Here is a 25679-nt window from a genome sequence, read left to right as displayed (position 1 = left end):
AAACTTCCCCTTGATCGTCGCGGATCAGGCGACGGCGCCGCGCGCCGCGCCTTCATTATGGTGTTCGAGAAACCAGCGATAGACCGCCGGGATCCCTTGATTAAGCGGCACCGACGGGCGCCAGCCAAGGCCGTTCAGCTTGGTCGTATCGACCAGTTTGCGCGGCGTCCCGTCGGGTCGGCTCGCATCGAAGACGAGATCGCCGTCAAAGCCGACCGCGTCGGCGACGTGCCGCGCGAGCACGGCAATGTTGACTTCGTCGCCCGTGCCGATATTGACGAACTCCTCGTCCGAATAGGTTTGCGCGAGATAGACCAGCGCGTCGGCGAGATCATCGACATGCAAGAATTCGCGGAGCGGCGTGCCGCTGCCCCACACCGTCATCGCCGCCGCGCCCGCCAGCTTCGCGTCATGCGCCTTGCGCATCAAAGCGGGGAGGACATGGCTGGATTCAAGGTCGAAATTGTCGAACGGGCCGTAAAGGTTGGTCGGCTGCGCAGAGATGAAGTCGCAGCCATATTGCCGGCGATACGCGGCGCACAATTTCAGCCCCGCGATTTTGGCGATCGCGTACCATTCGTTGGTCGGCTCGAGCTGCCCGGTCAGCAGCGCGCTCTCCGCCATCGGCTGCGCGGCAAGTTTCGGGAAGATGCACGACGATCCCAGAAAGACGAGCTTGGCGACTCCGGCGCGGCGCGCACCCTCGATCACATTCGCCGCGATCATCAAATTGTCGTAGAGAAATTCGCCCGGAAACGCGTCGTTCGCGGCGATCCCGCCGACCTTGGCGGCGGCGAGGAAGATCAGGTCGATCTTGGCACTGTCGATCCACGCAATGGTCGCGGCCTGGTCGCGCAAATCCACGCGCGTTTCGGGCGAAACGATCGTGCAGCCTTGACCCGCCAGCCGCCGCACGATCGCGCGCCCGACCATGCCGCGGTGCCCCGCGACCCACACGCGTTTGCCGCCTAGAGGGAAAATCACCACCGCCATCACTCAGCCGAGCAGCTTTGCCACGTCGGGGCGGTCGACCAGGCTGGCAAGCGTGATCGCGCGGCGGTGGCCGTCGGGCAGGTGAATATTCAACCGCTCGACCAAGTCGCGCGTGAGCAAATTCTTGCGCACGCAAATCCAGTTCGATTGCGAGAAATTGTCGAGCCCGCGCTCATAGGCCAGTAACTCAAGCCCTCTCGGCAACAGGCGGCACAGGAAATAGCGCTCGCCGAGAAATTCGTAGAAATCAAACAGCGCCTCGCGCGCGAGCAGCGTGAAGATATTATATTCGAATTGGATCACGTCGATCGCGCCGCGCGCCAGCATCGCGTCGAACCCACGCAGGACGGTCAAATCGTGCCCCTCGGTATCGACCTTGAGCAAATCGATATGCGCGATCCCGAGCCGCGCGCATTCGGCGTCGCCGGTTTCGGCCGGCACTGTCACCTTGGTCACGGTGAGCGTGTCGTCGAAGCGATGCACGTCGTACACCGATGATACGACGCTCAGATTGGAGGCGTTGAACTCGAGCGCACCGGGCACGTTCGACAGCGCCTTGTTGAACACATGCGCGCGGGGGTCGGTGACGTTCGCGGTCAGCTCGGCATAGGTCGTCGGGATTGCTTCATAGCAATAGACCGTTGCGGTCTTCGAAAAGTGCAGCACCTCGGCCACCCAGTCGCCGATATTGGCACCGACGTCGAACACGGTGGTCAGCCCGCGTGCGCTCATCCGCTGGAGGAAGAGGCGCTCGCCATTGGTGGCGATGTTCACATCCTCGTTATTATAGCCCCACAGGATCCGCCGCGCGGTCACATAGAGCAGGTACGAAGCCTTGCCGCGTTTTCGCAGCACGCCATCGAGCGCTTTAATGACAAGAGCCTTGATCACAGCGTACCTCTTCTCAGCTCTTGTTCGCATACAGCGTCGAGGGCCGCTCTTCGTCCGGCCGACGGCTTTCGGCCTCGCGCGCGATGACCTTCAGATCCTCGCGCACCATTTCGGCGCACAATTCGGCCAGCGTCGTCGTCGCTTCCCAGCCGAGCAAACGCTTGGCCTTGGCGGGATTGCCGATCAGCAGATCGACCTCGGTCGGGCGGAAATAGCGCGGATCGACCTTGACCAGCGTCTTGCCAGTCTTGGCGCAGCGACCGACCTCATCGACGCCTTCGCCGCTCCAGTCGATCTTCACATCGACCTCGGCAAAAGCGAGTTCGACGAACGACCGAACCGTTTGCGTAACGCCCGTTGCCAGCACGAAATCGTCGCCGTGCGGCTGCTGCACGATCCGCCACATGCCCTCGACATAATCGCGCGCATGGCCCCAGTCGCGTTTGGCGTCGAGATTGCCGAGGTACAGTGTCTCCTGCAGACCGAGATGGATCGCCGCGACCGCGCGCGTGATCTTGCGCGTGACGAAGGTCTCGCCGCGGCGCGGACTTTCGTGGTTGAACAAAATGCCGTTGGAGGCATGCATCCCGTACGCCTCGCGGTAATTCACCGTGATCCAATAAGCGTACATCTTGGCCGCGGCATAAGGCGAGCGCGGGTAGAAGGGCGTCGTTTCCGACTGCGGTACTTCCTGCACCAGCCCATAGAGTTCGCTGGTCGATGCCTGATAGATCCGCGTCTTGTCGCTCATCTTGAGCAGCCGGATCGCTTCGAGCAGTCGCAGCGTGCCGATGCCATCGGCATTGGCGGTATATTCGGGCGTTTCGAAACTGACCGCGACATGGCTCATCGCCGCAAGGTTATAGATTTCGTCGGGCTGCGTTTCCTGGACGATCCGCGTCACATTCATCGAATCGGTCATGTCGCCATAATGCAAATGCAGCCGCGCGCCGATTTCGTGCGGATCCTGATAGATATGGTCGATCCGCCCGGTGTTGAACGACGACGACCGCCGCTTCAACCCATGGACTTCATAGCCCTTGGCGAGCAGCAACTCGGCCAGATATGCGCCGTCCTGCCCTGTAATGCCGGTAATCAACGCGGTTTTGGTCATTAAGCTATTCCCGCCGTGCAGCGTAGACGCCATAGCATCCTGTCGCGTCGCGTCCAGTGCTGCATTTGCGAAGAAAATTTCGACGCAGGGACCTGGTTCTGCTAATTTTATCAACAATCGAATACGGTACGCCGCGTTGTACCCCTGATAGCACGCAATGACCCGCCGTCTGCCGCCGGCGACCGATGGAGACGGTCGTGGGGTGTCTTCGCGCAGCAGCAGCGTGCGGATGTTGACGCACAGGAGAAGCCCCTCGATCCGTTGGACATGGCGGCGTTTTCGCACCCCACAGACGCTACGGTCGCCGAATCGCGTTGGGCTTGGCCGCTGGGCCGATCACGCTCGACTGCCGTACGGGGTCACTTTCCGTTCTCCGGGCAGGCGCTATTTGGCGGAGGTATGATCCTTGCGTTTCGCAGCGCGAGCGGTACTTAAACCCTGCAAAGAGGGAAGCCCCGAGTGAAACGAGCGCGCAGGCTAGTCGAGTTGCTCTGGACTCAGCCCGATTATATCTTCGGACGCTTTCTGATGGTTCGCCGACTGTATTCGGCGAGCCGCCGCCTCGTCAGCGCGCCCCTGGCAGGGTCACTGCGAATCTCACGAATCTATAGTCCCGAAACAGAACCCATTGTCATCGCGGCGTCCGATCTGGTGATCTCCGATAAGACGGTCGATGCGCATTGCGCCAGTCTGCAGAAAACGGCTTGGTCCGATCGTATTGGCCTCAGCGCAGCTGCCGTCTCCGCCCTGACCGAGACGGCGCGAACAACGCGGCTGTTGTTTAAATCGTCTGGCGATACGGTCGAGTACGCACCCTCGCTGGAAGCCTTGTCGCTTGAGCGCCGCAAAAGCGCGGCGCTGGCCCAGGTTGCTGACGGGTGGCAGGATGCCACGCTCCAGGCCATCGCTGGCGACCCGGCAATCGTCTCGGTCGTGTCGAAATATCTTGGCTACATCCCTGACCGGGCCTCGGTGTTTTTTTTCTGGAGCTTCGCCAATACGCTGTCGCGTGAGGAACGGATCGCACGCAACCAGACCGTGGACTTTCACTATGACGTGGACGGCTATAATTTCGTCTATGTCAGCTTCTATCTGGTCGATGTCGACCGCAATGGCGGCGCGCATGCCCTGATCGAGCGAACGCATAAATCGAAGCGACTGGGCCATTTGCTGGGGACTTCCTGCCTATCCGACGCCGAGGCGGAAGCGGAGTTTGGAGCGGCGTCTATCATCACGGTCGAAGCGCCCGCCGGCAGCGGCTTCTTCGAGGACACGTCCTGCTATCACAAGGCGCTGGTGCCAACGCACCGCGACCGGCTGATGCTACAGATCCGCTATCAATGACGTCCGTGCTAGGCTTCGGAACAGCGTCGGTTCTCGGCCGACACGGTCGTCGCGACAGCACGCGCGCGATTCAAGCCGCCCTGGACCTCGGCATCCGCCACTTTGACACGGCGCGTTCCTACGGATGGGGTGAAGCGGAGGCGCTGCTCGGCCAAGTCCTACGCACCGTGCCGCGTGAAGAACTGGTCATCGTCAGCAAGTGCGGGCTGGTGCCCCCACGCCAATCGCCCTTGCTCCGCTTAGCCAAGGCGGTGGGGCGGCAGGTGGTCGCATGGGTGCCTGCGGCACGGTCGCGCGTGGTCCGTCTCGCTTCGTCGCGCGCCGTCCAGCCCACCGATACCTATGATCTCGAAACGCTCCAGCGGAGCTTCCGCGACAGCCTGGCGAAGCTTGATACGCCGTATCTCGACGTTTTGCTGCTGCACAATTTTCAGGTTGGGAAGCCGGGGCTCGATGACGTGGTGGCGTGGATGCGCGGGCTTAAGGCCAGCGGCGAGATCCGCGACTACGGATTCTCGGTCGAAGGCGCTTTGCTGCCCAGTCTGGCATGGCTCGCCGATGCGGGGCTGCTCGAAGGCGCGGTGATCCAGACGCCGCTTGTCGATACGCTGCTGCATCTGCCAGCGCGTTTCGCCGCGGTCGCGTTCATCGTCCACTCGCCGTTCCGCTATCTCGAGCGGGCGCAAGAAACGCGTCCGGCGCTCACCTTCGCCGACGTCCTGGACGAAATTGCCGACGCCGTACGGTGCCGGGCGGTGGTCACCTCGATGTTCTCGCAACACCATCGCGAGGAGAATGTGGCGGCAGCGCGAAGGGCGCTCGCCGAATCCTGACGGCGGCGTGATTCGGCAAGCCAGGCTTCGCGGTCCTCCGACGATGCTTGATCTGCCCGGCGTGCGGCAATGGCGCGGCGCTGGACCTTAACCGACCAGACGCAACGGCTCCGCCCTCGGCGCGGGGCGCGGCTGGTCGGGCCAGATGCCGCGCGTGTCATAGACGATCTTATCGGCGCGCTCATCGACCGGCACCGATTTGAACACGTCGTGATCGACCAAAACGATCATGATGCCGCACGTCTCGATCGCGCTGTCGATGTCGGTCAGCGTGGCACCGGTCCCGTCAAAGTCGGTCGGCAACGTGTCGGTATAGGGCTCGACCACATCGAGCCGATCGCCGAAGCGCGCGGCGAGTGCGAGCGCGACCTTCAGCGCGGGGCTTTCGCGAAAATCGTCGATATTCGCCTTGAACGCCAAACCGAGGCACGCGACGCGCAGCCTTGGATGCGCCGCGACCATCGCCTCGGCGCGCTCGACGACATAATCGATCTTCGCATCATTCACTTCGCGCGCGGTGCGGATCAGCGGCGTGTTGGCGCGGTCGGCATGGACCAGGAACCACGGGTCGACCGCGATGCAATGCCCGCCGACGCCGGGGCCGGGCGACAGGATGTTCACGCGGGGATGGCGATTGGCGAGGCGAATCACCTCCCACACATCGACCTCCATCGTGTCCGCGACGCGGCTTAGTTCGTTGGCAAACGCAATGTTCACGTCGCGGAACGCATTTTCGGTGAGCTTGGTCATTTCCGCCGCGCGGCTCGTCGTGGTGACGCACGCGCCGCGCACGAAGCGGCGATAGAATTGCAGCGCCTTGCGCGCGCACCGCGGCGTGATCCCCCCAATCACGCGGTCGTTATCGATCAGCTCGACCAGGATGCGACCCGGCAGCACGCGCTCGGGGCAATAGGCGATCGCGATGTCGGGGCTTTCTGCCGTCTTGCCGGGCACCTTCAGATCGGGCCGCAATTGCGCCAGCAAATCGCGCACCTTTTCAGTCGTCCCAACGGGCGAGGTCGATTCGAGGATCACCACGTCGCCCGCCTTCAACACCGCGGCGATCGTCGTCGCGGCGCGCAGGACATAGCCAATGTTTGGCGCATGATCGTCGGCAAAGGGGGTAGGGACGGCGATGACGAACACGTCGGCAGGTTCGATCGAGGTCGCGGCGCGCAAATTCCCGCGCGCGACCACGCCCGAGACGAGCCCGTCGAGATCGACCTCCTCGATATGCACCTTGCCCGAATTGACCGTCTCGACGACATGCTCCGAAACATCGATGCCGAGCACTTGCGCCCCCGTCCGCGCGATGACGGCGGCGGTCGGCAGCCCGATATAGCCGAGGCCGACGACGACGACCTTCAATGCAGAATCCGAAACCATCGCTCTTTCCCGTCCGCTATGCGCGGGACGGTGTGGCCTTGCGGTGGTGAAGAATTCGCAAAGGCGTACGCGATTGCTTGATCTTCGATACCAAGCGTGGGAGGCGCGCGCCGTGGCGCAAGAGGGCATGATGCAGACGACAGAACGGCCGAGCGTGCCCGATGCGACCAAGGCTGGCTGGGCCTATTGGCCGGAAATCGACGGGTTGCGGACGATCGCGGTGCTGGCGGTCGCGCTCTTTCACCTGAACCGGGCGGCCTTGCCCGGCGGTTTTGTTGGCGTCGACATCTTCTTCGTGATCTCGGGTTTCCTGATCAGCGCGATCCTGATCGAGGACACCGACACGCGCAGTTTTTCGATTGGCCGATTTTATCAACGGCGCATCTCGCGCATCTTCCCCGCCCTCATCCTCGTGATCCTGACGACGCTCGCCGTCGCGAGCTTCGTCTATTCGGCGCAGGATCTCGCATTGCTGGGCATCAGCAGCGCAGCGGCGGCGACCTCGCTGATCAATCTGAAGCTGATGCTGCAGGGAAGCTACTTCATCCTGTCGGCCGATGCCCAGCCCTTGCTGCATTACTGGTCGCTCGCGGTGGAAGAGCAATTCTATGTCGTCTTCCCGCTCTATCTCTACGCGATCATGCGCCGTACGCGGCGCCCGCTGACGATCACGCTGTCGCTGGCTGTGCTCAGCTTCGTGCTGTGCGTCGCGCTGACCCCGGCGTATCAGCCGGTGGCGTTCTATTCGCTGCCCACCCGCGCTTGGGAGTTGCTCGCCGGCGCCAGCATTGCACTGTGCCGGGCGGGTAAGGGCCGCATCATCGGCCGCGCCGGATCGGGCACCGCGTGGGTGGGGCTTGCATTGGTCCTTGGATCGATCGTGCTGCTGCGCGAAGCCGATGGTTTTCCAGGCTGGATCGCCGCTTTTCCGGTGATCGGAACGGTCCTGCTGATTGCCCCGATCGGCGCACCCGACACGCGCGCACTACCGCTCCGGTTGCTGGCACATCCGACAATGGTGGCGATCGGGAAGCGGTCCTATTCGCTGTATCTGTGGCATTGGCCGGTCTTTTCGCTGATCGATTATCGCTTTTATGCCGAAAGCGGACTGTTTCGCACCGCGCTCAAGATCGGGCTTACGCTGGTGCTGACCGGATTGAGCTACGAGCTCATCGAGCGTCCTGCGCGGCGCTATCTCAACCTCCGGCAACGGCGTGTCGCGCTGTTTGTCGCGACGGCGATTGTCGTCGCGGCCATCGCGGGCGGCGGTGTCTGGCTGCGCTCAGCGCTCTATTTCGACATACCGCCAAGCACGATCCCAAGTGGTGGCACGATCGTGCGCGGGGGGGGTGCAGCGACTGTCATTCTTTCCGGCGACAGTCAGGCGGCAATGTATGGCACGGAGATCGGTAAGATCGCCCGCGCGCGCGGTTTTACTTTGCACGCGCTCGGCACGGCCGGTCGCAATCAACTGCCCGACGAAGCGGGCACATCATGGCCGGCGGTCGCGCGCTTGATTGCCGACAAGAAACCCGATCTCGTGATCCTGATCGATGCCTGGGCGGACAAGCTGAAAGGCGATCCGCGCCTGCTTCAAAAGGCGTTGGCCGAGATTTCAGCAAGCGCCAAAGCGGTCCTGATCGTTTCGGAAGCACCGTCGCTTCCGGATGTTCTGAGCCGGGACACGATCCGCAGCGGGCTTGCGCCGCCTTATCTCGAACCGGCAGCGGCGCGATCCGCGCGCGTTGCGACCGCCGCAATGTTGCACCGGCTGGAGCGTCCGAACGTCCATGTCGTGGATGTGGCAGATGTTTTTACCGATCCGCGCGGCGCGCTCCGCGTGATCGGGTCGGACGGGCGTTGGACCTATTTCGACTCGCATCATTTGTCGGATAGCGGGACAGCAATGACGTCGCCGCAGCTCGGCCGCGCAATCGAAAGTGCTTTGAAAAAGCAGTGAGGGCTTACGATGGGTCAACCGAGCGGGAACGAACAGGAGCATCGACGTTATGAAATTCCGCAACATCTCAGCCGCGCTGGCGAATCCGATGCTCGGCATCGAATATCTCGGCTGGCGGGTCGAAAAGGCGCGGACCGGCAACCCGACGATCACCCTCGCCAATGGCGCGAAAATCGCCCATTTTGCCAATTTCAGCGAATATCATTCGATGAAGCAGTGCATCTCGCTGGCGGAGCAGCGCTTTTTTGGCGAGCGCGTGGCGAGCACGTCGGGCGACATCATCGATATCGGCGCCAATGTCGGGGTCGTGAGCATCCCGCTGGCGCTCAAATTCCCCGACCGGACGATCCACGCGCTTGAGCCTGCGCCGACCACCTTCGCCACACTCGGCAAGAATGTCGCGCTCAACGCCGTGACGAATGTGAAACTCCACCGCTTGGCCTTGGCCTCGTCGCCCGGCGTGCTGGCCTTTAACGCCGATCCCGTCAGCCGCGGGACGGCGCGGATCGCAACCGCAGACGACCCGTATGTCGAGCAGGTCGAAGCCACGACGCTGGACCTGTTCGTGGCACGCAATGCGATCACCGACGTGGCGCTGCTCAAGATCGACGTCGAAGGGTTCGAGAGCGTGGTTTTTTCCGGCGGTCGCGAAACGCTCGCCAAACGGCTCGCGCGCGTCATTTTCATGGAGGTTTGCGCGCCGATCACGCGGTCGGCCGGGTTCGATCCGGCGGCGGCGGCGCAGGCCGTTGCCGACGCCGGATACACGTGGTGTGACCTTACAGAGCGCGGCGATCTGGTCCCGGTCGTGCCTGCGCAAGCGGCCACCGTCGCTTATGCCAATTGGGTAGCGTTGCCGGCCTGAAGCGCGCGTGCCTCACGCGCGCGGGACGCCGAGGAAGTTGTGATATTCGATCTGGAGAAACGCGTCGCGCGTCAGCGCTGGTTGCGGCCAGATATGCTGGGTGATGTCAAATCCCGCGCTATCCAGCACATCCCACAGCGCTTCACGCTCGCCAATAGAGCGGTGCGATTCGAACAGCATGATTGGCCGCCGCGTCGCCAGCAAGTGCGTCGCCCCTTCGAGGATCGCCATCTCACTGCCCTCGGCATCGATCTTCAACACCATCGGCCCCGGCGGCAGCGTGTCACAATAACTGTCGAGCGTGCGCATCGGCACTTCGCGCGTGACCATGTCGGGATCATCGAACGCATCGGCCACTGCCGCGTTGGTCGATCCCAGCCAGGTCTCCAGCCGCGGATAGCGCAGCGTGATCGACCCCGGTGCGGCGCCGAGCGCGATCGGTTCGACATGCGGACGGAAGCCGTTGCGCGCCGAGGTCGCCTCGAAATAGCCATGACAGGTTTCGTTCGGCTCGAAATAAAACGCCTCGACGCCATGCGACATCATCAGCGTCGAGTGCGTGCCGTAATTGCCGCCGACGTCAAGGAAGACGCTCGGCTTGGCGGCTGAGCGCACGATCGCGGCATAGGTCTGCTTCTCATCTATATCGTGCCCGAGATAGGTCAGCGCTGCCGCCCAATCGAGATAGATATCATCCCGGCGCAGCGGCGCGTAAAAGGTACGGCCAGCGAAATCGATGCGCCATTCGGCGTCTACGCGCCAGCCGGGGGTTCCCTCGGTCATCGAACGGGCAAAGGCGCCGTGCAACCGCTGCTTGCCACGCCACGACACCGCGTTCGCCACTGAGTTGAGGCCGCGTCGCGCAACCGAATTCGCGAGCGCTTTCCGGAAAACGCGGCGGATCGATGCCTTTGTGGTCTCTTGCACCGTTTTCCCCAAACCACCGTTCTTTCAGCGTGATGGTCGCATATCCGGAGCGGTCTCGAAAAGCTATGTCGAATCGAGCCGCGTGTTGGGGGAAGTCAGCGGAAGGCGCCGTCTATCACGCGGGCAATCCGCGCACTTGCATGGCCGTCGCCGAACGGATTGTGCGCCCGCGCCATCGCGGCATAGGCGGCATCATCGTCGAGCAAGGCGGTGACTTCGGCGACGATCCGGTCAGGGTCGGTGCCGATCAGCTTCGCCGTCCCGGCGACCACGCCTTCGGGGCGCTCGGTCGTTTCGCGCATCACCAGCACCGGCTTGGCGAGCGCGGGCGCTTCCTCCTGCACCCCGCCCGAATCGGTCAGCGCGATGTGGCACAGTCCGAGCGCGCGGATGAAATGCGGGTAATCGAGCGGGTCGATCCGCGCGATATTGGCCTGCGCGCCGAGCACACGCTCCATCGCTTCGACGACATTGGGATTGGGGTGCATCGGAAACAGGATTGCGACATCGTCGCGCGCCGCGATCCGGCCAAGCGCGTGCGCGATATTGTCCATGCCCCCGCCGAAATTCTCGCGCCGGTGCGTGGTGACCAACACGATCCGCTTGCCGGCAAAGCGCGCGGCGATCTCGTCGAGGCCAGACGCCAGCGAGGGATCGGCTTCGAGCTTGGCGCGCGTCGCGTGGAGCGCGTCGATGACGGTGTTGCCGGTGACGTGGATCGTCGCGGGATCGATATTCTCGCGCCGCAGCGCCTCGGCGGCGGTCTCGGTCGGCGCGAAATGCTGGTCGGCGATCGGGGCGACGATGCGGCGGTTCACCTCTTCGGGCCACGGCTGATAGATATCGCCTGAGCGCAGCCCCGCCTCGACATGGCTGACCGGCACCTTCCGGTAATAAGCGGCGAGCGCGCCGACCATCGCGGTTGCCGTGTCACCCTGCACGATCACGCGGTCGGGCCGTTCTGCATCCATCACCTCGCCCAACCCCGTAAGCAGCCGCGCGGTCAGCCGGTCGAGCGACTGGCCCGGCTCCATCAGGTCGAGATCGATATCGGGCGTCAGCCCGGCGATGCTCAGCACCTGATCGAGCAACCCGCGATGTTGCGCAGTGACGCAGGTGCGGACATCGAGACCGGGCGTGGCCTTCAGCGCGGCGACGACCGGGAAGAGCTTGATCGCCTCGGGCCGGGTGCCGAAGATGACGAGAATGCGCGCGGGTTTCATGCTTCTGCCCTAGCAAGTGAGGTTTAAGGTCGCGCTAACCGAGACAGGTGGAAGGGGCCAAAAATTCGCGATTTCGGAAGGATAAGACGCACAATGCGCAATCCGCCACCGCTGACAATGTCCTTGCTGCGACCCATGCGCGGGGATAATGCACTGCAGCAAATCCGTACGCTGCGGCTGGAAGGTTCGAAAATGTTTGAAGGGACCAGCATCGGGGCAGGAGGACGCGTTCAATTTGCGATCGTGTTGCCGGTGTATAACGACTGGGTCTCCTTCAACCGCCTTTTGCTCGATATTCAGGCGCTTTTCCCCCGGGAAACCTTCGATATCGTCATTTATGCTATCGACGATTGTTCGGATACGCTGGCCCAACCGCTGGCGTTGAATGGCCCGATCGCCGCGGTAAACATCGTCCGCCTTTCCATGAATGTGGGGCATCAGCGCGCGATTGCGGTTGGGCTGGTGTTGGCCGCCGAACGACCATCGGCCGATTGGATCGCGGTCATGGATGCCGACGGCGAAGATCGCCCCGAAGATTTGCGCACGCTGGTAACCATGGCGGCAGACGCGCCTGACAAGGTGTTCGTCGCGCTCCGCAAAAAACGCTCCGAAGGTGTTTCGTTCAAGCTGTTCTACTGGCTCTATGTCCGGGCCTTCAAAATGCTCACTGGCAAGTCGATCCGCTTCGGCAATTTCTCGGTCTTGCCGCGGCGCTATGCCGTGCGGCTCGCGCATAACGGCAATGTGTGGAATCATTTCGCCGCGACGCTGGTCCAGGCGAAGATGCCGCTAGAGGCGATCCCGACGATCCGGGGCACGCGGTACGCCGGGCGCTCGTCGATGAATTTCGTCAGCCTCGTTACGCATGGGCTGGGCGCGATGTCGGTCTTTTCCGAAGCGATCTTCGTGCGCATCATCCTGATGAGCGGCCTGTTGCTGGGGGCGTCCCTGATCGGGTCGCTGACCGTCATCGCAATGCGCCTGTTCACGTTCGTGACCGTGCCGGGCTGGGCGACCAGCGTGCTGGGCTTTGCCGCATTGCTCAGTGTCCAGGCGATTGTAACGCCGATCCTGATGGCCTTTATGTTGCTGAACAATCGCTCTGCGTTACAAATCGTACCGAAGGATACCGTCCTGAATTTGGTCGAAAGCGTTATCCCGATCTACGAGCGGGAGGCGGCGGAGGTGCCGGAGCAGCGGTAATGGTACTGCGCCCAACCGAGGATCAGCGCATCGCTTCGTCAACCAGCTCAAGTGTGACCGAAATCGCCTATATCGGTAACGAACTCGCGCTGTTCGCAGATGCGCACAACTGGAAACGCTATCTTGCCGACACGCTCCGACCGTATTTGCGCGGCGCGGTGGCGGAGGTGGGCGCCGGAATCGGCACCACGACCGCAGCGCTGATCGCCAATCCTGCGATTACCGAATGGACCTGTATCGAGCCCGATCTCGACCAAGCACGCAGCTTAGAAGCGATGCTAATCGAAAATGGCGGGCGGGTGGCGCGGGTCGTCGCGGGCACGCTGGGCGATCTTGCCGCAGATGCGATGTTCGACACGATCATCTATATCGACGTCGTCGAACATATTGAGGATGATCGCAGTGAACTGGCCTTGGCTGCCGCGCATCTCAATCCCGGCGGCAATCTGGTCGTTCTCGTTCCCGCTTGGGAATTTCTGTACAGCCAGTTCGATCGCGCGATCGGGCATTTTCGACGCTACAACAAAGCCAGCCTGCGCGCGGTGGCCCCGGCTGGGCTTCGCGAAGTGGCGGCGTTCTACCGCGATAGCGTCGGCTTCTTCGCCTCGGTTGCGAATAAGCTCGCCTTGCGCCAGGGTATGCCGACCGTCGCCCAGATCGCGCTGTGGGACAGCTATCTCGTTCCGCTGTCGCGCATTGCCGACCCGCTGCTTGCTTCGCTATTCGGCAAAAGCGTGATTTTGGTCTGGCAGCGGCCACGCTGATGCGCGATCGGACGGCGGTGTGCGATGGGGGCGGGGGACATTTTGGAAAATCGTAACGCTGTGGGGGCCGGGCTGATCGGGCGGTTCGGGAAAGATGCCGCCTATCTCACGCTCGTCTCCATTCTGTGGGTGGTGGCGATCCTCCTGATCGATCCGCGCGGCGAATATCCGGTCGCCGACGATTGGGCCTACACGCACTCGGTGCGGACCCTGCTTGAGAGCGGACACCTCAAATTCTCCGATTGGAACGCGACCAACCTGTTCACGCAGGTTTTTTGGGGCGCGTTCGTCGGTGCCATTTTCGGGCCGTCGAACTTTGTGTTGCGCATGTCCACTTTGGTGCTGGCGTGGGTTGGTGCCGTCGCTTTCTATCACTTGATGCGCAGCGCACGCTGCGCGCCGGAGCCTGCGCTGCTGGCGACACTGGCGTTGCTCTTCAATCCTCAGTCGATGCTGTTCTCGTTCAGCTTCATGACCGACGTGCCCTATACCACGTTGCAGATCGTCGCGATGTGGTTGCTGGCGCTCGGAATGCTGGCAGGGTCCTATCGCACCCAAATTGCCGGGTGGGGTGTCGCGGTCGGCGCGCTGTTGATCCGGCAGGTCGGCTTTTCCATCCCGGTCGGGCTTGCCGGGGAAGCGTTGGTGCGCAAGCGCCTTACGATCCGGACGGTCGCGCTCGCACTTCTGCCGATCGTCGCCTTCTTCGCGGGTCAAGCGGCGTTCCAATCCTGGCTGCGCGCCAGCGGAATCGCTCCGGCGATGTTTGGTCGGCAAATCCCCTCGGCCGCGGCTTTGCTCGCGCATCCGTTCGCCACGCTGCGCGATCTCTTCGCGGTCTTCGTCATGTTCTCGCTCGACCTCGGCCTGTTTGCCTTGCCACTAAGCGTCCTGGCAGCCGGGGCAGTATTGCGCCGTGTGGGGCGTCGCTCGGCCAAGGCGCTGATCTCGGCGGTGGCGGGTGTCGCGATGATCGCGGTTTTGGTGATCGTCGGATTGAAGTTGCACATGCCGGTCGGGCTCCGCAGCGCGTTCGTTCCTGATTTTACCGGTTCGCCGATGCCGACCTGGGTGGCGATTCCACTCGTTGCGGTCGCGCTCTTCGGGACCATCCTGCTGTACTTCGCGGTCGCAGCCGCCATGCTCACCTGGTATCGCCGCGAACGGACCGACCGGTTCGACATCGCGATTTTCGCGTTGGTCATGGCGCTGTGTCTGCTCGCACCGCTGCCGTTCACCCCGTTGAAGCTGGATCGGTACCTGATCCCGATCGTGCCGTGCGTACTGCTGGTGCTTGCTGAACTGTTTCGCGAGCAAGCGTCCCAGCGTCGTAGCGTCGTAGCCGCCGGATTCGTTACGGCCGCGATTTTTGTGATCGCCTCCGTGCTGGCGACTCACGATTCGATGGCAATGAAGCGCGCGCAATGGGCCGCGTTCACCGACCTCACGCGCCACGTCGCGCGCGATCATGTTGATGCGGGCTGGGTGATCAACGGATCGGTTTCGTATGGCAAGCATGGCAGGCTGGATTGGATGGTCGACTGGTTCGCGGCGGACGATTACGTCATCGATCCGGGAGCGCGGCCGGGCTTTCGCACCATCGCGCAATACCCCGTCGATGCATGGCTCCCCTGGATCTGGGCGGGCCGACCGATCCTGGTTCAGCAGAAGGTGGCGGTACCCCCGCACCCTCAAACGGCAGCGCAACGGGAAACCTTGCTAAGGACCGCACCCCGCGCAGCCCGGATCCTTAGGCAGCGCGATCGTCCGGAACCGAAACGCCAGCGCGTCGACCAGCAACAGCTTGCCCGCGCTATCGTCGCCAAAGCCGATGATCGAGCGCATCGCCTCCAGCGCGGCGAGGCTGCCCAGCACCCCGGTCATCGCGCCGAGCACGCCGAGATCGGCGCAGCTGTCGCCCGCCGCATCGGCGGCGTTGCCGACGAAGCAGCGATAGCATGGCTTGTCCGCCTCCCAGCCGCGGAACACGCCGAGCTGGCCCTCGAATTGCCCGACCGCCGCCGAGACGAGCGGGATGCGCGAGGCATGTGCCGAGTCGGCGACGGCGAGCCGCGTCGCGAAACTGTCGGTGCCATCGAGCACAACGTCCGCTCCCGCGATCAGGTCGGCAGCATTGTCTACGGTGAGGCGCTCGGCGTGCAGATCCAACGTGACATGCGGGTTGATCCGGATCGCACTGACGGTCGCTGCGGTGACCTTGGAGGCGCCGATATCCGCGTCGCCAAACAGCGTCTGGCGCTGCAGGTTCGACAAATCGACTGTATCGTCGTCGATCAGGATTAGCCGCCCGATTCCCGCCGCCGCCAGATATTGGATCGCGGGGGAGCCGATCCCGCCCGCCCCGATGATCGCGACGGTCGCCCGGCGGAGCTTCACCTGACCCGCGCCGCCAACTTCGCGTAGCACGATGTGGCGGGCATAGCGGTCGAGTTCGCCGTCGCTCAGAACCGCGTTGGACAGGCTCATCCGTGCCAGTCGAAGGTGATCGTCGCGCGGTACCACGAATCGCTCGCACCGGGTCGCACCGTCAGATTGCCGCGCGCAAAGCCAGCGACCAGGCCCGCTGCATATTGCTCGACCGTCGGGCAGGCGATGGCGTGCGGCACGGTCTGACGGATCACGCCCGAGGCATCAATCAGCGTCGCGACATCGACCTTCACGACATAATGCCCGTCGGCAGGCCTCGGCAGCGTACAGCGCCCCGCCGCGATTTCACTGCCGACGAAAGCCGTGAGGTGCGGCGTCATTTGCGGCGCGCTGGTATAGGGGATTGGCGCAAGCGCCGCCCAATCGGTCGGCACCGCGGGCGGCTCCGCTGTCTGAAGAAGTAAAAAGGCGATCATCGTCCTGTCGATCCGAACCCCCCGGCCCCACGCTCGGTATCGTCGAGCGATGCGACTAGGTCCAGCACGGCGCGTTGAACCGGGGTCGGAACGAGTTGGGCGATCCGGTCGCCACGAGCAATCTCGAACGGGTCCGCGCCAAGGTTGATCAGGATCACCTTCACCTCCCCGCGATAATCGCTGTCGATCGTGCCGGGCGTGTTGAGGCAGGTAATGCCGTGCTTTAGCGCAAGGCCCGAGCGCGGGCGCACCTGCACTTCGTAGCCCGCCGGGATCGCGATCGCGAACCCAGTCGCGATCGCGGCTCGCGCGCCGGGGGCGAGCGTCGCAGCTTCGGCGGCGACGACGTCCATCCCGGCTGCACCATCGGTCGCGTAAGCGGGCAGGGGCAGGCCTTCGCCGTGGGGCAAGCGCTTCAGTGTGATTGTGATCGGTGCGGTCATCCGGGCTATCCCAAGGGCGATTTGCGGGCCGAAGGCGTTGCGATCGGACGACGGCGCAGAGTGGTCAGCCGATATAGCATCAGCACGACCGCGCCGATTGCCAGCAGCGCGCTGACGCCGAGCAGTACACCGGTCAACATGTGTTGCTGCGCAACGCCAAATCCGAGCACCGTCAGGCCCTTTGCGGCAAAATATCCCGGGGCGAGCACGACAGCCACCCACGCCGTGCCCGATACGATATTCCAAGCGTGAAAACGCCGCGCATCCATTTTCGCAACCCCGGCGACCATCGGCATCATCGACTGAAACGGTCCCAGCACGTATCGGCCAAAGATCAGCGACGGCCCGCCCCAGCGTCGAAAATACAGTCGGACGCGGGCGATGGTCCGGCGTTGCCCGGTAAAAATGCGCCGCCGATAGACGGCCGATCCCATCCGACGCCCGCTCCACCACGACGCCCAATAGCCGCCGATGGCCCCCGCGATTGCCCAGGGAATGACTGACCACGGGTCGAGTTTTCCGCTCCCGAGCAACGTGCCGACCAGGAACAGGACCGGCGTTGCTGGAATGATGACGCCCGCCACGGCCAGCGATTCGCCGAACGCGAACAGACCGAAGACCGGCCCCGCCCAGGCTGCGTTCGCCAGCATGAAATCGACGATGGGTTGCAAAAGGCCTTCCACGCCGTGTCCTAAAGCGAGAGCTTCTTGAAGATTGACTCGGGGATAGCAGCGATGATCGTCATGACAAGGCGCCAGCGACCGAGCACATAGAGCACGTCCCGGTGTTTCTCGTGCGCGCGCAGGATCGCATCGGCGACCTGCTCGGGGCTTGCCGTCAGCGGGGGCGCCAGCTTCATGCCGGCGGTCATTTGGGTCCGCACGAACCCGGGCTTGACCGTCATGACGTGCAGGCCGGTTTTGGCGTGGGCGTTGCGCAGGCCCGAGAGAAACGCGGTCAGGCCGGCTTTGGCCGAACCATAGATGTAGTTCGATCCGCGCCCGCGGTCGCCCGCGACCGAGCTGATCCCGATGATGCAGGCGTTTGCCGTGCCCTGCATCACGCGGGCGCCTGCAAGCAGATAGCGGGCCGCGCCGGTGTAGTTGGTCTCCATCACCAAGGCTGCAGCCGCATCATCTGCGGCGCTCTTCGCTTGATCGCCGAGCAGGCCCGCGACCAGAACGATCGTCCCCGGCACCGTACCGAGCGATTGAAAAAAGGCGTCCGGAGCGCCGTCGGTGACATCAAACGCGACCGTGGAGGCATTGCCACCAGTGCGCAGCATCAGGTCGCTGCAATCGTCCGTCAGATCCCCGCGTCCGGCCAAGATTACGGTAGCGCCGCGCGCCGCATACGCCCGCGCGAGGGCGCGCCCGATATCGGACCGGGCACCAAGGATGAGGACGGGGAATGCGATCATCAGATTTCCAGGCGGCGTGAGAGAGACGAAGAAAAGGCGCGCCGCGTGCCGATCCGATCGAGCACTGCACGGAAGTCCGGTGCGCGCGGGTAGCTTGCGGCAAAGCGTTCGGCGGTCATGCAGGCGTCCTTGGCGAGATAGACGCGGCCGCCATGTGCGGCGGTGATTGCATCCAGTCGCTCGACCAGCGCCAGGCTTGCTGGGGTCGCAGGGAAATCGAGTGCGAGCGTATAGCCTTCAAGCGGAAAGCTCAGAATGCCGAAGGATTGCGGACCCATCCGTTTGAGCACGGCGAGGAAGGAGGCATTGCCAGCCGCAGAGACTTCTTCGAGCAAGGCCCGGATGCCTACCGCGCTCGTCGCCAGCGGCAAGACGCACTGATATTGCACGAACCCGCCACGTCCATAGATCCGGTTCCAGTCGAGCAGCGCATCGAGCGGATAGAAATAGGGGTCGAGGTCGACCAGCCGCTCGCCCGCGCGCTGTGCCGCATAGTAAGAGCGATTGAACAGCTTTACGATCGGGCGGCTCAAAGCGAAGCCCGGAAAATCGACGGGGACTCGTTTGACCCGTCGCTTCGGACGATGGAGCGGCGTGCTGCGTCGCTCCGGATCGAGTTCTGCCAGTGTCGCATGCTCACCGAGCAACAGCACCGAGCGCCCGAGCGCAGATCCTCTCGCCAGACAGTCGATCCAGGCGACGGCATAGGTCCAGTCGCTCGTCTGCTCGAACAGCGCCATCGCAGCCGCGAGATCGGGGGCATGGATCGTCTTTTGACGCACCATGCTGGTCTCGACCCGCAGCATCCGGAATGCCGCGCGTACGATGATTCCGGTCAACCCCATCCCGCCACAGGTTGCAGCGAATAAATCGGTATTCTCGGTCGCCGAACAGCGGCGTGCGCGTCCCTCCCCGGTGTCGAGGTCCAACCATGCGACACTGTCGCAGAACGACCCCGATCCGTGGTGGTTCTTGCCGTGGACGTCGCTGGCGATCATCCCGCCGATCGTCACGAACTTGGTTCCCGGCGTGACGGGTGGAAACCAGCCGCGCGGCAACATCGCGTCGATCAGATCGGACAGCATCACGCCGCCCTCGCACGTCATCGTCCCGCTTTCCGGATCGAACGCGAGCATGCGATCGAGCCGCTTTAAGTCCAGTGTCGCCGCGCAATTCAGGCTCGCATCGCCGTACGAGCGCCCGTTGCCGCGCGCGATCGAATCGGGCAGCTGCGCGACCAGCGCGCGCGCGGCATCCGGGCTTCCCGGGAAATTCACCGGGCAATCGACGATCGGGTATCGGCCCCAGCCCGACAGCGGCAATATCGTCGTCATGTCGCGAGGACGATGACGACGCCGGCCAGCAGCGCGACAACCCAGCTGACCCGATCGGTCAGCGCGAAGATGACCGGATCTTCGTGCAGCGTGCCGCGCGACGACAGGATCAGCACCCGGCTGATCCAGTATAGCAGCAGCGGGCAGATCAGCCACATCCGCATCGGATACGTGTACAAAACCGTCACTTCGGGACTCGAAAGGTACAATGTTACGACTAGCACCGCCCCATAGCCCGCCGCGGCCGCCAAGGGGAAAAGAACCGTCAGATCGGAAATCTGATAGCCACGGCCGAGCGGCGCGGACTTGCCCGCATCGCGTCGCGCGACCAGTTCGGAACAGCGTTTGACGGTCGCAAGGCTGAGAAACAGAAACAGGCTGAACATCAACAGCCAGGGCGACTGCCGCTCACCCGTCGCCGCGACCCCGCCGAACACGCGGATCGTGTACAGCCCACCAAGCGTGATGACGTCTATCAGCAGCCGCCGCTTGAGCACGAGCGAATAGCCGAGCGTCAGGATCACATAGCCGATCAGAATCACCAAAAACCGCTCGGGCAACAGTGCGGCGACCAAGACGGCGGCTGCCATCAACACGCCCGACATCGCTATTCCGTACGGAATCGCGAGATCCCCGGCCGCGAAGGGCCGGTTACGCTTGGTGGCATGATCGCGATCGCCGGGAAGATCGAGCAAGTCGTTGATGACGTAGGCGCTCGATGCGGCCATGCTGAACGCTAAGAACGCCGCGCAGGCGACCGTCAGCACCGCGATATTGCCGAGATTGTGGCCGGCAATCACTGGCAGGAACACCAGCAGATTTTTCGCCCATTGATGCGGCCGCAACGCACGCAGACTGGCCCGCGCGATCGGCTGCGGGCGCGCGATCGTTTCCATACCTGGAAAGCGCCGCGTCATTGCCGCTTCGAAACCGTTGCTGTGGCTGACCAGCAATTGTTTGTGCGCCGCTTCCCACACCGGAATATCGACACGGTTATCGCCGATATAGTCGAAGCCCTGTTCGCCGAAGCGTTCGACCAGCGCGGCTTTTTTCGCCACGCCGGCCAGATTGGTTTTGCCATCGGAGGCGAACACTTCTGTCACCCCGCCGACCCGCGCGGCAATCGGCTCGACCCACCGGCGGTCCGACGCCGAGGCCAGATAGACTTTTCGTCCATCGGCATCGGCGTTGCGGATGACATCGAGCACCTCTGTCCGCAATGGCAAGCTGTTCGCACCCAAATCGATTCGTGCGGCAAGGTGCGCCTTAAGATGTGCCTTTCCTTGCACCAGCCATAGCGGCAGACGCCACAGCTCCCACGGATAACGCGCGACGAATTGCAGCGTCGCTTCGTACAGCAGGTCGCTCTTCAGCAACGTCCCATCGACATCGACCACCAACGCAACGCCGGATGAGATCGCATCGGTGTTGCTCACTTAACGCAGTCCCGGTGAAGATTTGACGGTGGTGCCAGGCCGAAAGGTATACCGCTTGTGCGCCCAATAGCTTGTGCAGATCGGCGACACCAAGCCGATCGCATGGGCCAGCAAATCGGGGTGAAACTGCATCCCGATGCGCGGAAACACGAAGCGCGCCAGCAGAACGCTAATGACAAAAATCTGCACAAGCGCGACGAGATTGACGATCAGGAAACGACCGAATTGTCCCGTCCAACTCCCCGTGTCCGCCTTGAAGATCAGCCACCGGTTGAGAATGAACGCGAAACTCAACGCGACTGGAAAGGCGAGAATGATCGCGATCTCGTAGCTGAACAGATAATTGAACGCCACGCGTACAACGAGGTTCACCAGGGACGCCACGCCTCCGATGATCACAAAGATAACAAAGTCTTTGTATCTGTTCACTTCGGCTTGCTTGCCACGACCAAAAACTGCTTGCCGAACCATTTCCAGGCAAACGGCATTTTCAAATAGGCTCGAATGATGAAATCTGCGGTCGGCGCCCCGTTGTTCATCGTGAACGGCAGGAAACGGTCGATCACCTTGTCGGCTTTGAACCCGGCCAACGCCAATGCCTCGACCAGAGAAATATCCGAGAGCGGTAAATAATGATCGTAATAATCCCAATATTCGCGATACGCGTACCGAATATTGGGACCGAGAATGATGAATTTTCCGCCAGGTTTCAAAACGCTGTAAAGTTCGCGCAAAAAAACATCGAGGTTCTGCTTGTCGCGAAAATGTTCGAGAAAATTTGACGTAAACGCAATGTCGATTTCATCTCGCGGCAGCATCGAAAGATCCGTCGCTTGCGTATGAAAAAACGTGACGTCGGGATTGAGATGCTTTGGCGAATCCTCGTTGAGATCGACCGCAAATTTCTTGCGCGCCACGATATTGTTGATGAACTCGCCATATCCGCAGGCGACATCGAGGATTGCCGAGTCGGCCGGCACCAGCTTCGAGAAGAAATGCTGGCACAATTGGCGCCAGACCGCTTGGCGCTTGGACACGCCGGTTTGCGTAAATCGCAGATCGTACAATGCGCTAAGATCAGACATTATACAGTCTCCAACGGGGCGATCGTGTCAGTGAACGCGTTGGCCACCATCTCTTTAGCGAGCCGCGCGCTTTCCGAAATCCCGCGATCTTCCGGATAATAAAAGCAGGTGTCGGCAATTTGAAGGCCAATGATGGGCGTCTGGACGGGCGGCAGCTTCGCCGCGAAACCCGGTTCGCAGACCGGTTGGGCGTACCGCAAGCGTGCGACCTTGGTCGCGAGGATGTCGGCGCGCGTGATCGCCGGATTCACTCGGCGCACGCAATCGAACGCCTCGTCGAGCAAGCGCGCGTCGTCCCACGCAAATTTCGGGTTGGTGACGGGCATGTAATAGGGGACGAACACGATCGTCTCGCCGCCGGGAAGCGGCCGGAGGTTGGAGAATTCGATGATGCCGGGCACCGGAACGTCGGGCTCGGCGATATTGACCCAGAAATGGGGGGTCACTGACCGCTTCAATTTGAACAGCAAGCAGCACACGCCGATATTGTTGATCGCGTCATACTTCGCTTTCCAGTCAGCCGGCAGGTCCGGGACTGCGGCCGAGACAAGCGGCGTCGGCATCGTCGAAATAACCGCGTCGGCAGGATGAAATCCATCCGACGCCTCAACCCCGGTAACGCGACCGTTTGCGCTGGTCACTGTGATTGCGGGGGTCGAGAGCCGGATCGTACCGCCCATCGCCTCGATCCGCTCGACCAATCGATCGACCAGCGTCTGACTCCCGCCCTCGATATAGCCGAGCTTTTCCGCAAAGAGCGAGCTGCGCGAGCGCCCGATCCGCTTGACCCGAGTCCAGATCCACGCTGCCGAGACATTGTCGGCATATTCGTAGAATTTCAGGTCGAACAGTGGCTTCCACAGCTTGGCGTAGACTTCGGCACCCGACCACCGCGTGATCCAGTCGCGCGCGCTTTCGGTTTCGATGGCATCCCACCGCTCGCGCCGGGTCGAGACAAAGGCCAGCAAACCGTAGCGCAGCCGCGAAAGCAGACTGACGCCAGGAAAGCGCAGCAACGCAACGGGGTCACCCCAGCGGTGCAGCTTGCCGCCGGTGAACAGCCCCATCGTCGTGCGCCGCCACCGCATCGCGTCGCCGAGGCCCAGTTCGTCCAGCAAGGCAAAGGTCGGTGCATCGGCGGTGCAGACGAAGTGGTAAAAACGTTCGATCGACACACCATCGAAATCGAAATGGGCCGCCATGCCGCCCGGCTCCGGTCCTGCTTCGAGGACCTCGACCGCGTGTCCTGCCTTGGCCGCATGATAGGCAGCGGCAAGGCCCATTGCGCCCGCTCCGATGACGATAACCCGCGACATTTCCCAGATTCTCCGCAGGCTTACCTTAACCAAAATGCTAGATGCTGCAGCGCAGAAAAGCAACCAGCGTTAAAATTGCAAGGCGATCTTTGAATAGACCGGGTGCTGGAAGGTCTCGTCCAGCGCAGCCTGCAACGGTGTGGCGCGCACCCCGAAAATCGTCGGCCAATCGATCACCTCGAAAATGTCGGGCGTGACGAGCGCTTGCAATTGTTTGACCGTGAACGGCGGGTTGCTGCTGACCAGTGCATAGGCGCGCAGCAGCGCGTAAAACGCCGCATAGGGGATGCGGACGATCCTCGCCTTGGCATGCGTCGCGGCCTTCATCGCCCGAACCAGATCGATATAGTCGATCCGTTCCTGGCCGCTGATATTGAAGGCGCCGGTCGTGCGGCGTTCGATCGCGGCGACGATGATGTTACAAAAATCGCCGACATAAAGCGGTTGCCTGATGTAGCGCCCCGATCCCGGAATCGGGAAGATCGGCACGCGCTCCATGAACCGTGCCAGCCAACCGACATGTTTGCGATCGAACCAGCCGAACATCAGCGTGGGCCGCAAAATGACCTGCCGAATACCCGAAGCGGCGACCATGGCTTCCTGCGCCTTTTTGGTCTCGGTGTAATTGTCGATCGCCATCGAGTTCACGACGGACGAGGAAATGTTGACGATATAGGCAATGGCATGGGCTTGGGCTGCCGCCATCACGCGCTCGCTCGCGGTCACATTGTTGCGAACGAATTCATCCGCAAAGAGGCCGCCGATCTGCGCGTGGGCATGGACCAGCGCATCGGCCCCGTCGAAGCTGTCTTGCCATCCATCGTCGCTTGCAAGATCGGCGACGATCACGCGAATGTCGGGATGATGCTCACGCAAGACCGTAGCATTGGCAGCCGATTTGTCGATCACGACAATGTCGCGAAAGCCCTTGTCCTTCAAGCGGCTGACGAGATTCTGCCCCACCAGACCGGCGCCGCCCGTGACGATGATTTTGCGCGTATTCATACCATTCCCATGGCTTTGAGCTGTCCTGTGTCTTGCTAACGGGCGGGCCACGGGCTTCAGAGGAACGGCCATTGCATAAAGGCGACGTCGGGGACATCGGGCCAGCCCAACATATAATGCGCCACCGCGGCGAGATCGAACGGAAATGCCGAGGACCGTGGATTCCCGGTGAGGACCCAACTCCACGCGCTCAACGTCGAAATAATCCACAACAATGCCGCTTCACGCTCATCGATCGTCGCAAGCCACTCCTTGTTGAGCAACAGCGCGACCGCGATCAGGGGAAAGGTAATGAGGCAAGCAACGCGCGTTTGATCATCGACGATCGGCACGAAGACAAAGATGGTTCCAACGAGCGTGACGAAAAATGCAGCAGTTGATCGACCGCCATCGGCGTAGCGCATGACAGCTAGCCAACCGACCCCGCAGATCGACCATAGAATGACGTGCATCCTGAAGAAAAAGGTCGAAGTGATCCGCGCAAGCTCACTCAAGACATAGTGGGTGCGTCCCGGATCGGTCTCGATCGCGTATCTCTGAAAAATATAGAGCAATACCCCATGGCCCAAAATGACGCTGATCAGAAGCGGTACCGAGAATTTGAGAGTGTAATCCGACGTGTTGGATTTGTACCGCAGGAGCGAAAAGGCGCAGAGTGCGGTCGTGGCAACCAAGGCGATTTCAAAGTGCTGCATTCCCAGCAAAATGCCTGCGGCCACGGTGACGACGATCTGACGCGGCCAGCTCAGCGCAAGCATCATCAAAAACAACGTCAGGGAATCGTACCCCAAGTTATAAAAAGACGTGGCCGATACCGGAAGCACAAAAAATAAAATAACCGCCTTGCGCCATTGGTCATGTCCGATGCGGGTTATGGCGATGCGCACGAATAAGGCGACATAGGCCACCGAAAAGGCAGCATACATCGCAATGAATCCGAAGCGACTTTTCAGCCCGAGCGCCCATGCGATGAACGGCCCGAGCCAATTCCAGATCAAATAATAATTATGCGGATCGTGCAGAAACGGGTTCGTGAACGGATCGATCGCGAGCCGCCGTTGCGCGAAGATTCCAGGCATGCCCCAAATTCCCGTGCGCACGACCATGACCGCGCTCAGGATCGTAACGAACAGCCACCATGGGCTCTCGAAGAGCCAAGCGCGTACCCGATCCAACGCCCGCATTCCCTCAACCCCAACCGATTTCGCTGCGGCGCAACGCATATTGGGTTTTTGGCCGAAGGGAACCGGAAAGTGCGATCGATGCGAACTTG

26 protein-coding genes are annotated in these 25679 nt (G+C 62.2%); 6 read left to right on the top strand and 20 right to left on the bottom strand.

The window, feature by feature from the left end; genetic code table 11:
* Positions 1-24: 24 nt before the first annotated feature.
* Genes IEV62_RS00225 through gmd form a run of 3 tightly spaced genes read right to left on the bottom strand, consistent with a single transcriptional unit; the run spans position 25 to position 2998 of the window.
* Positions 25-993, bottom strand: coding sequence for a GDP-L-fucose synthase family protein (locus IEV62_RS00225; RefSeq protein ID WP_188444764.1), 969 nt, complete (start codon positions 991-993; stop codon positions 25-27).
* Between the two features lie 3 nt (positions 994-996).
* Positions 997-1884, bottom strand: a complete 888-nt coding sequence (locus tag IEV62_RS00220; protein ID WP_188444763.1) for an FkbM family methyltransferase — start codon at positions 1882-1884, stop codon at positions 997-999.
* A gap of 13 nt (positions 1885-1897) precedes the next feature.
* A complete protein-coding gene (gene gmd, locus IEV62_RS00215; protein ID WP_188444762.1) occupies positions 1898-2998 on the bottom strand; it encodes a GDP-mannose 4,6-dehydratase in 1101 nt (366 codons plus the stop codon).
* 651 nt (positions 2999-3649) lie between these two features.
* Here gmd and IEV62_RS00210 point away from each other — a divergent pair.
* The gene (locus IEV62_RS00210; protein WP_188444761.1) at positions 3650-4342 is read left to right on the top strand and encodes a phytanoyl-CoA dioxygenase family protein; all 693 of its coding nucleotides are present in this window, start codon (positions 3650-3652) and stop codon (positions 4340-4342) included.
* A complete protein-coding gene (locus tag IEV62_RS00205; protein WP_188444760.1) occupies positions 4339-5175 on the top strand; it encodes an aldo/keto reductase in 837 nt (278 codons plus the stop codon). Before IEV62_RS00210 ends, IEV62_RS00205 begins: the two co-directional genes overlap by 4 nt.
* An 87-nt stretch (positions 5176-5262) precedes the next feature.
* Here IEV62_RS00205 and wecC read toward each other — a convergent pair whose 3' ends face one another.
* Complete coding sequence (gene wecC, locus IEV62_RS00200) at positions 5263-6561, bottom strand: UDP-N-acetyl-D-mannosamine dehydrogenase (RefSeq protein ID WP_188444759.1); 1299 nt, start codon at positions 6559-6561, stop codon at positions 5263-5265.
* 127 nt (positions 6562-6688) lie between these two features.
* Between wecC and IEV62_RS00195 the strand changes: the two genes are divergently transcribed.
* Both IEV62_RS00195 and IEV62_RS00190 read left to right on the top strand, forming a co-directional pair.
* Entirely contained in the window at positions 6689-8521 is a 1833-nt protein-coding gene (locus tag IEV62_RS00195) for an acyltransferase family protein (protein ID WP_188444758.1), read from the top strand.
* A gap of 49 nt (positions 8522-8570) precedes the next feature.
* Entirely contained in the window at positions 8571-9386 is an 816-nt protein-coding gene (locus IEV62_RS00190; RefSeq protein ID WP_188444757.1) for an FkbM family methyltransferase, read from the top strand.
* Positions 9387-9398: 12 nt separating this feature from the next.
* On the opposite strand, the gene IEV62_RS00185 is transcribed toward IEV62_RS00190, so the two are convergent.
* Positions 9399-10313: an FkbM family methyltransferase gene (locus IEV62_RS00185; protein WP_188444756.1), complete on the bottom strand. Its 915-nt coding sequence runs from the start codon at positions 10311-10313 to the stop codon at positions 9399-9401.
* 95 nt (positions 10314-10408) lie between these two features.
* Entirely contained in the window at positions 10409-11536 is a 1128-nt protein-coding gene (gene wecB, locus IEV62_RS00180; RefSeq protein WP_188444755.1) for a non-hydrolyzing UDP-N-acetylglucosamine 2-epimerase, read from the bottom strand.
* A 252-nt stretch (positions 11537-11788) separates the two neighbouring features.
* On the opposite strand from wecB, the gene IEV62_RS00175 reads away from it, so the two are divergent.
* Positions 11789-12739, top strand: coding sequence for a glycosyltransferase (locus IEV62_RS00175; RefSeq protein WP_188444754.1), 951 nt, complete (start codon positions 11789-11791; stop codon positions 12737-12739).
* Positions 12739-13503 carry a class I SAM-dependent methyltransferase gene (locus IEV62_RS00170; protein WP_188444753.1) on the top strand — a complete coding sequence of 255 codons (765 nt, stop codon included), beginning with the start codon at positions 12739-12741 and terminating at the stop codon, positions 13501-13503. The genes IEV62_RS00175 and IEV62_RS00170 overlap by 1 nt, the downstream gene beginning before the upstream one ends.
* Here IEV62_RS00170 and IEV62_RS00165 read toward each other — a convergent pair.
* The 14 genes from IEV62_RS00165 to IEV62_RS00100 form a co-directional block, all read right to left on the bottom strand.
* A complete protein-coding gene (locus tag IEV62_RS00165; protein WP_188444752.1) occupies positions 13459-14220 on the bottom strand; it encodes a hypothetical protein in 762 nt (253 codons plus the stop codon). The genes IEV62_RS00170 and IEV62_RS00165 overlap by 45 nt on opposite strands.
* Positions 14217-14708 (bottom strand): hypothetical protein, encoded by a 492-nt coding sequence (locus IEV62_RS00160; RefSeq protein ID WP_188444751.1) that lies wholly within the window; start codon positions 14706-14708, stop codon positions 14217-14219. Before IEV62_RS00160 ends, IEV62_RS00165 begins: the two co-directional genes overlap by 4 nt.
* Positions 14709-15222: 514 nt before the next feature.
* Positions 15223-15990 (bottom strand): HesA/MoeB/ThiF family protein, encoded by a 768-nt coding sequence (locus IEV62_RS00155; RefSeq protein ID WP_188444750.1) that lies wholly within the window; start codon positions 15988-15990, stop codon positions 15223-15225.
* Positions 15987-16367: a hypothetical protein gene (locus IEV62_RS00150; RefSeq protein ID WP_188444749.1), complete on the bottom strand. Its 381-nt coding sequence runs from the start codon at positions 16365-16367 to the stop codon at positions 15987-15989. The genes IEV62_RS00155 and IEV62_RS00150 overlap by 4 nt, the downstream gene beginning before the upstream one ends.
* Positions 16364-16810 (bottom strand): dUTP diphosphatase, encoded by a 447-nt coding sequence (dut, locus tag IEV62_RS00145; RefSeq protein WP_188444748.1) that lies wholly within the window; start codon positions 16808-16810, stop codon positions 16364-16366. The genes IEV62_RS00150 and dut overlap by 4 nt, the downstream gene beginning before the upstream one ends.
* 5 nt (positions 16811-16815) lie before the next feature.
* Positions 16816-17493 carry a DedA family protein gene (locus IEV62_RS00140; RefSeq protein WP_188444747.1) on the bottom strand — a complete coding sequence of 226 codons (678 nt, stop codon included), beginning with the start codon at positions 17491-17493 and terminating at the stop codon, positions 16816-16818.
* 8 nt (positions 17494-17501) lie between these two features.
* Positions 17502-18209: an SDR family oxidoreductase gene (locus tag IEV62_RS00135; RefSeq protein ID WP_373868532.1), complete on the bottom strand. Its 708-nt coding sequence runs from the start codon at positions 18207-18209 to the stop codon at positions 17502-17504.
* Between the two features lie 20 nt (positions 18210-18229).
* Complete coding sequence (locus tag IEV62_RS00130; RefSeq protein WP_188444745.1) at positions 18230-19564, bottom strand: FAD-binding oxidoreductase; 1335 nt, start codon at positions 19562-19564, stop codon at positions 18230-18232.
* A complete protein-coding gene (locus IEV62_RS00125; RefSeq protein ID WP_188444744.1) occupies positions 19561-21000 on the bottom strand; it encodes a UbiA family prenyltransferase in 1440 nt (479 codons plus the stop codon). The genes IEV62_RS00130 and IEV62_RS00125 overlap by 4 nt, the downstream gene beginning before the upstream one ends.
* Entirely contained in the window at positions 21001-21471 is a 471-nt protein-coding gene (locus tag IEV62_RS00120) for a GtrA family protein (protein ID WP_268234219.1), read from the bottom strand.
* Positions 21426-22085, bottom strand: coding sequence for a class I SAM-dependent methyltransferase (locus IEV62_RS00115; RefSeq protein WP_188444742.1), 660 nt, complete (start codon positions 22083-22085; stop codon positions 21426-21428). Before IEV62_RS00115 ends, IEV62_RS00120 begins: the two co-directional genes overlap by 46 nt.
* Positions 22085-23401 carry an NAD(P)/FAD-dependent oxidoreductase gene (locus IEV62_RS00110; protein ID WP_188444741.1) on the bottom strand — a complete coding sequence of 439 codons (1317 nt, stop codon included), beginning with the start codon at positions 23399-23401 and terminating at the stop codon, positions 22085-22087. Before IEV62_RS00110 ends, IEV62_RS00115 begins: the two co-directional genes overlap by 1 nt.
* A 69-nt stretch (positions 23402-23470) precedes the next feature.
* On the bottom strand, positions 23471-24406 hold the full coding sequence (locus IEV62_RS00105) for an NAD-dependent epimerase/dehydratase family protein (protein WP_188444740.1): 936 nt from the start codon (positions 24404-24406) through the stop codon (positions 23471-23473).
* Between the two features lie 56 nt (positions 24407-24462).
* Entirely contained in the window at positions 24463-25590 is a 1128-nt protein-coding gene (locus IEV62_RS00100; protein ID WP_188444739.1) for a hypothetical protein, read from the bottom strand.
* Between the last annotated feature and the right edge of the window lie 89 nt (positions 25591-25679).

It is taken from the genome of Sphingomonas psychrolutea (assembly GCF_014636175.1).
Taxonomy (GTDB): Bacteria; Pseudomonadota; Alphaproteobacteria; order Sphingomonadales; family Sphingomonadaceae; genus Sphingomonas; species Sphingomonas psychrolutea.
This window is presented reverse-complemented; position numbering and strand designations above follow the sequence as displayed.

What these genes read in the sequence shown, in the direction of transcription:
- dut (WP_188444748.1), bottom strand. Translation starts at nt 16,810, where the DNA reads ATGACCGCACCGATCACAATCACACTGAAGCGCTTGCCCCACGGCGAA.
- IEV62_RS00100 (WP_188444739.1), bottom strand. Translation starts at nt 25,590, where the DNA reads ATGCGGGCGTTGGATCGGGTACGCGCTTGGCTCTTCGAGAGCCCATGG.
- IEV62_RS00205 (WP_188444760.1), top strand. Translation starts at nt 4,339, where the DNA reads ATGACGTCCGTGCTAGGCTTCGGAACAGCGTCGGTTCTCGGCCGACAC.
- IEV62_RS00120 (WP_268234219.1), bottom strand. Translation starts at nt 21,471, where the DNA reads ATGGTTCGGCAAGCAGTTTTTGGTCGTGGCAAGCAAGCCGAAGTGAAC.
- IEV62_RS00195 (WP_188444758.1), top strand. Translation starts at nt 6,689, where the DNA reads ATGATGCAGACGACAGAACGGCCGAGCGTGCCCGATGCGACCAAGGCT.
- IEV62_RS00170 (WP_188444753.1), top strand. Translation starts at nt 12,739, where the DNA reads ATGGTACTGCGCCCAACCGAGGATCAGCGCATCGCTTCGTCAACCAGC.
- gmd (WP_188444762.1), bottom strand. Translation starts at nt 2,998, where the DNA reads ATGACCAAAACCGCGTTGATTACCGGCATTACAGGGCAGGACGGCGCA.
- IEV62_RS00130 (WP_188444745.1), bottom strand. Translation starts at nt 19,564, where the DNA reads ATGACGACGATATTGCCGCTGTCGGGCTGGGGCCGATACCCGATCGTC.
- IEV62_RS00115 (WP_188444742.1), bottom strand. Translation starts at nt 22,085, where the DNA reads ATGTCTGATCTTAGCGCATTGTACGATCTGCGATTTACGCAAACCGGC.
- IEV62_RS00160 (WP_188444751.1), bottom strand. Translation starts at nt 14,708, where the DNA reads ATGACCAACGCGAAAATCGCGATGTCGAACCGGTCGGTCCGTTCGCGG.
- wecB (WP_188444755.1), bottom strand. Translation starts at nt 11,536, where the DNA reads ATGAAACCCGCGCGCATTCTCGTCATCTTCGGCACCCGGCCCGAGGCG.
- IEV62_RS00155 (WP_188444750.1), bottom strand. Translation starts at nt 15,990, where the DNA reads ATGAGCCTGTCCAACGCGGTTCTGAGCGACGGCGAACTCGACCGCTAT.
- IEV62_RS00150 (WP_188444749.1), bottom strand. Translation starts at nt 16,367, where the DNA reads ATGATCGCCTTTTTACTTCTTCAGACAGCGGAGCCGCCCGCGGTGCCG.
- IEV62_RS00110 (WP_188444741.1), bottom strand. Translation starts at nt 23,401, where the DNA reads ATGTCGCGGGTTATCGTCATCGGAGCGGGCGCAATGGGCCTTGCCGCT.
- wecC (WP_188444759.1), bottom strand. Translation starts at nt 6,561, where the DNA reads ATGGTTTCGGATTCTGCATTGAAGGTCGTCGTCGTCGGCCTCGGCTAT.
- IEV62_RS00225 (WP_188444764.1), bottom strand. Translation starts at nt 993, where the DNA reads ATGGCGGTGGTGATTTTCCCTCTAGGCGGCAAACGCGTGTGGGTCGCG.
- IEV62_RS00105 (WP_188444740.1), bottom strand. Translation starts at nt 24,406, where the DNA reads ATGAATACGCGCAAAATCATCGTCACGGGCGGCGCCGGTCTGGTGGGG.
- IEV62_RS00190 (WP_188444757.1), top strand. Translation starts at nt 8,571, where the DNA reads ATGAAATTCCGCAACATCTCAGCCGCGCTGGCGAATCCGATGCTCGGC.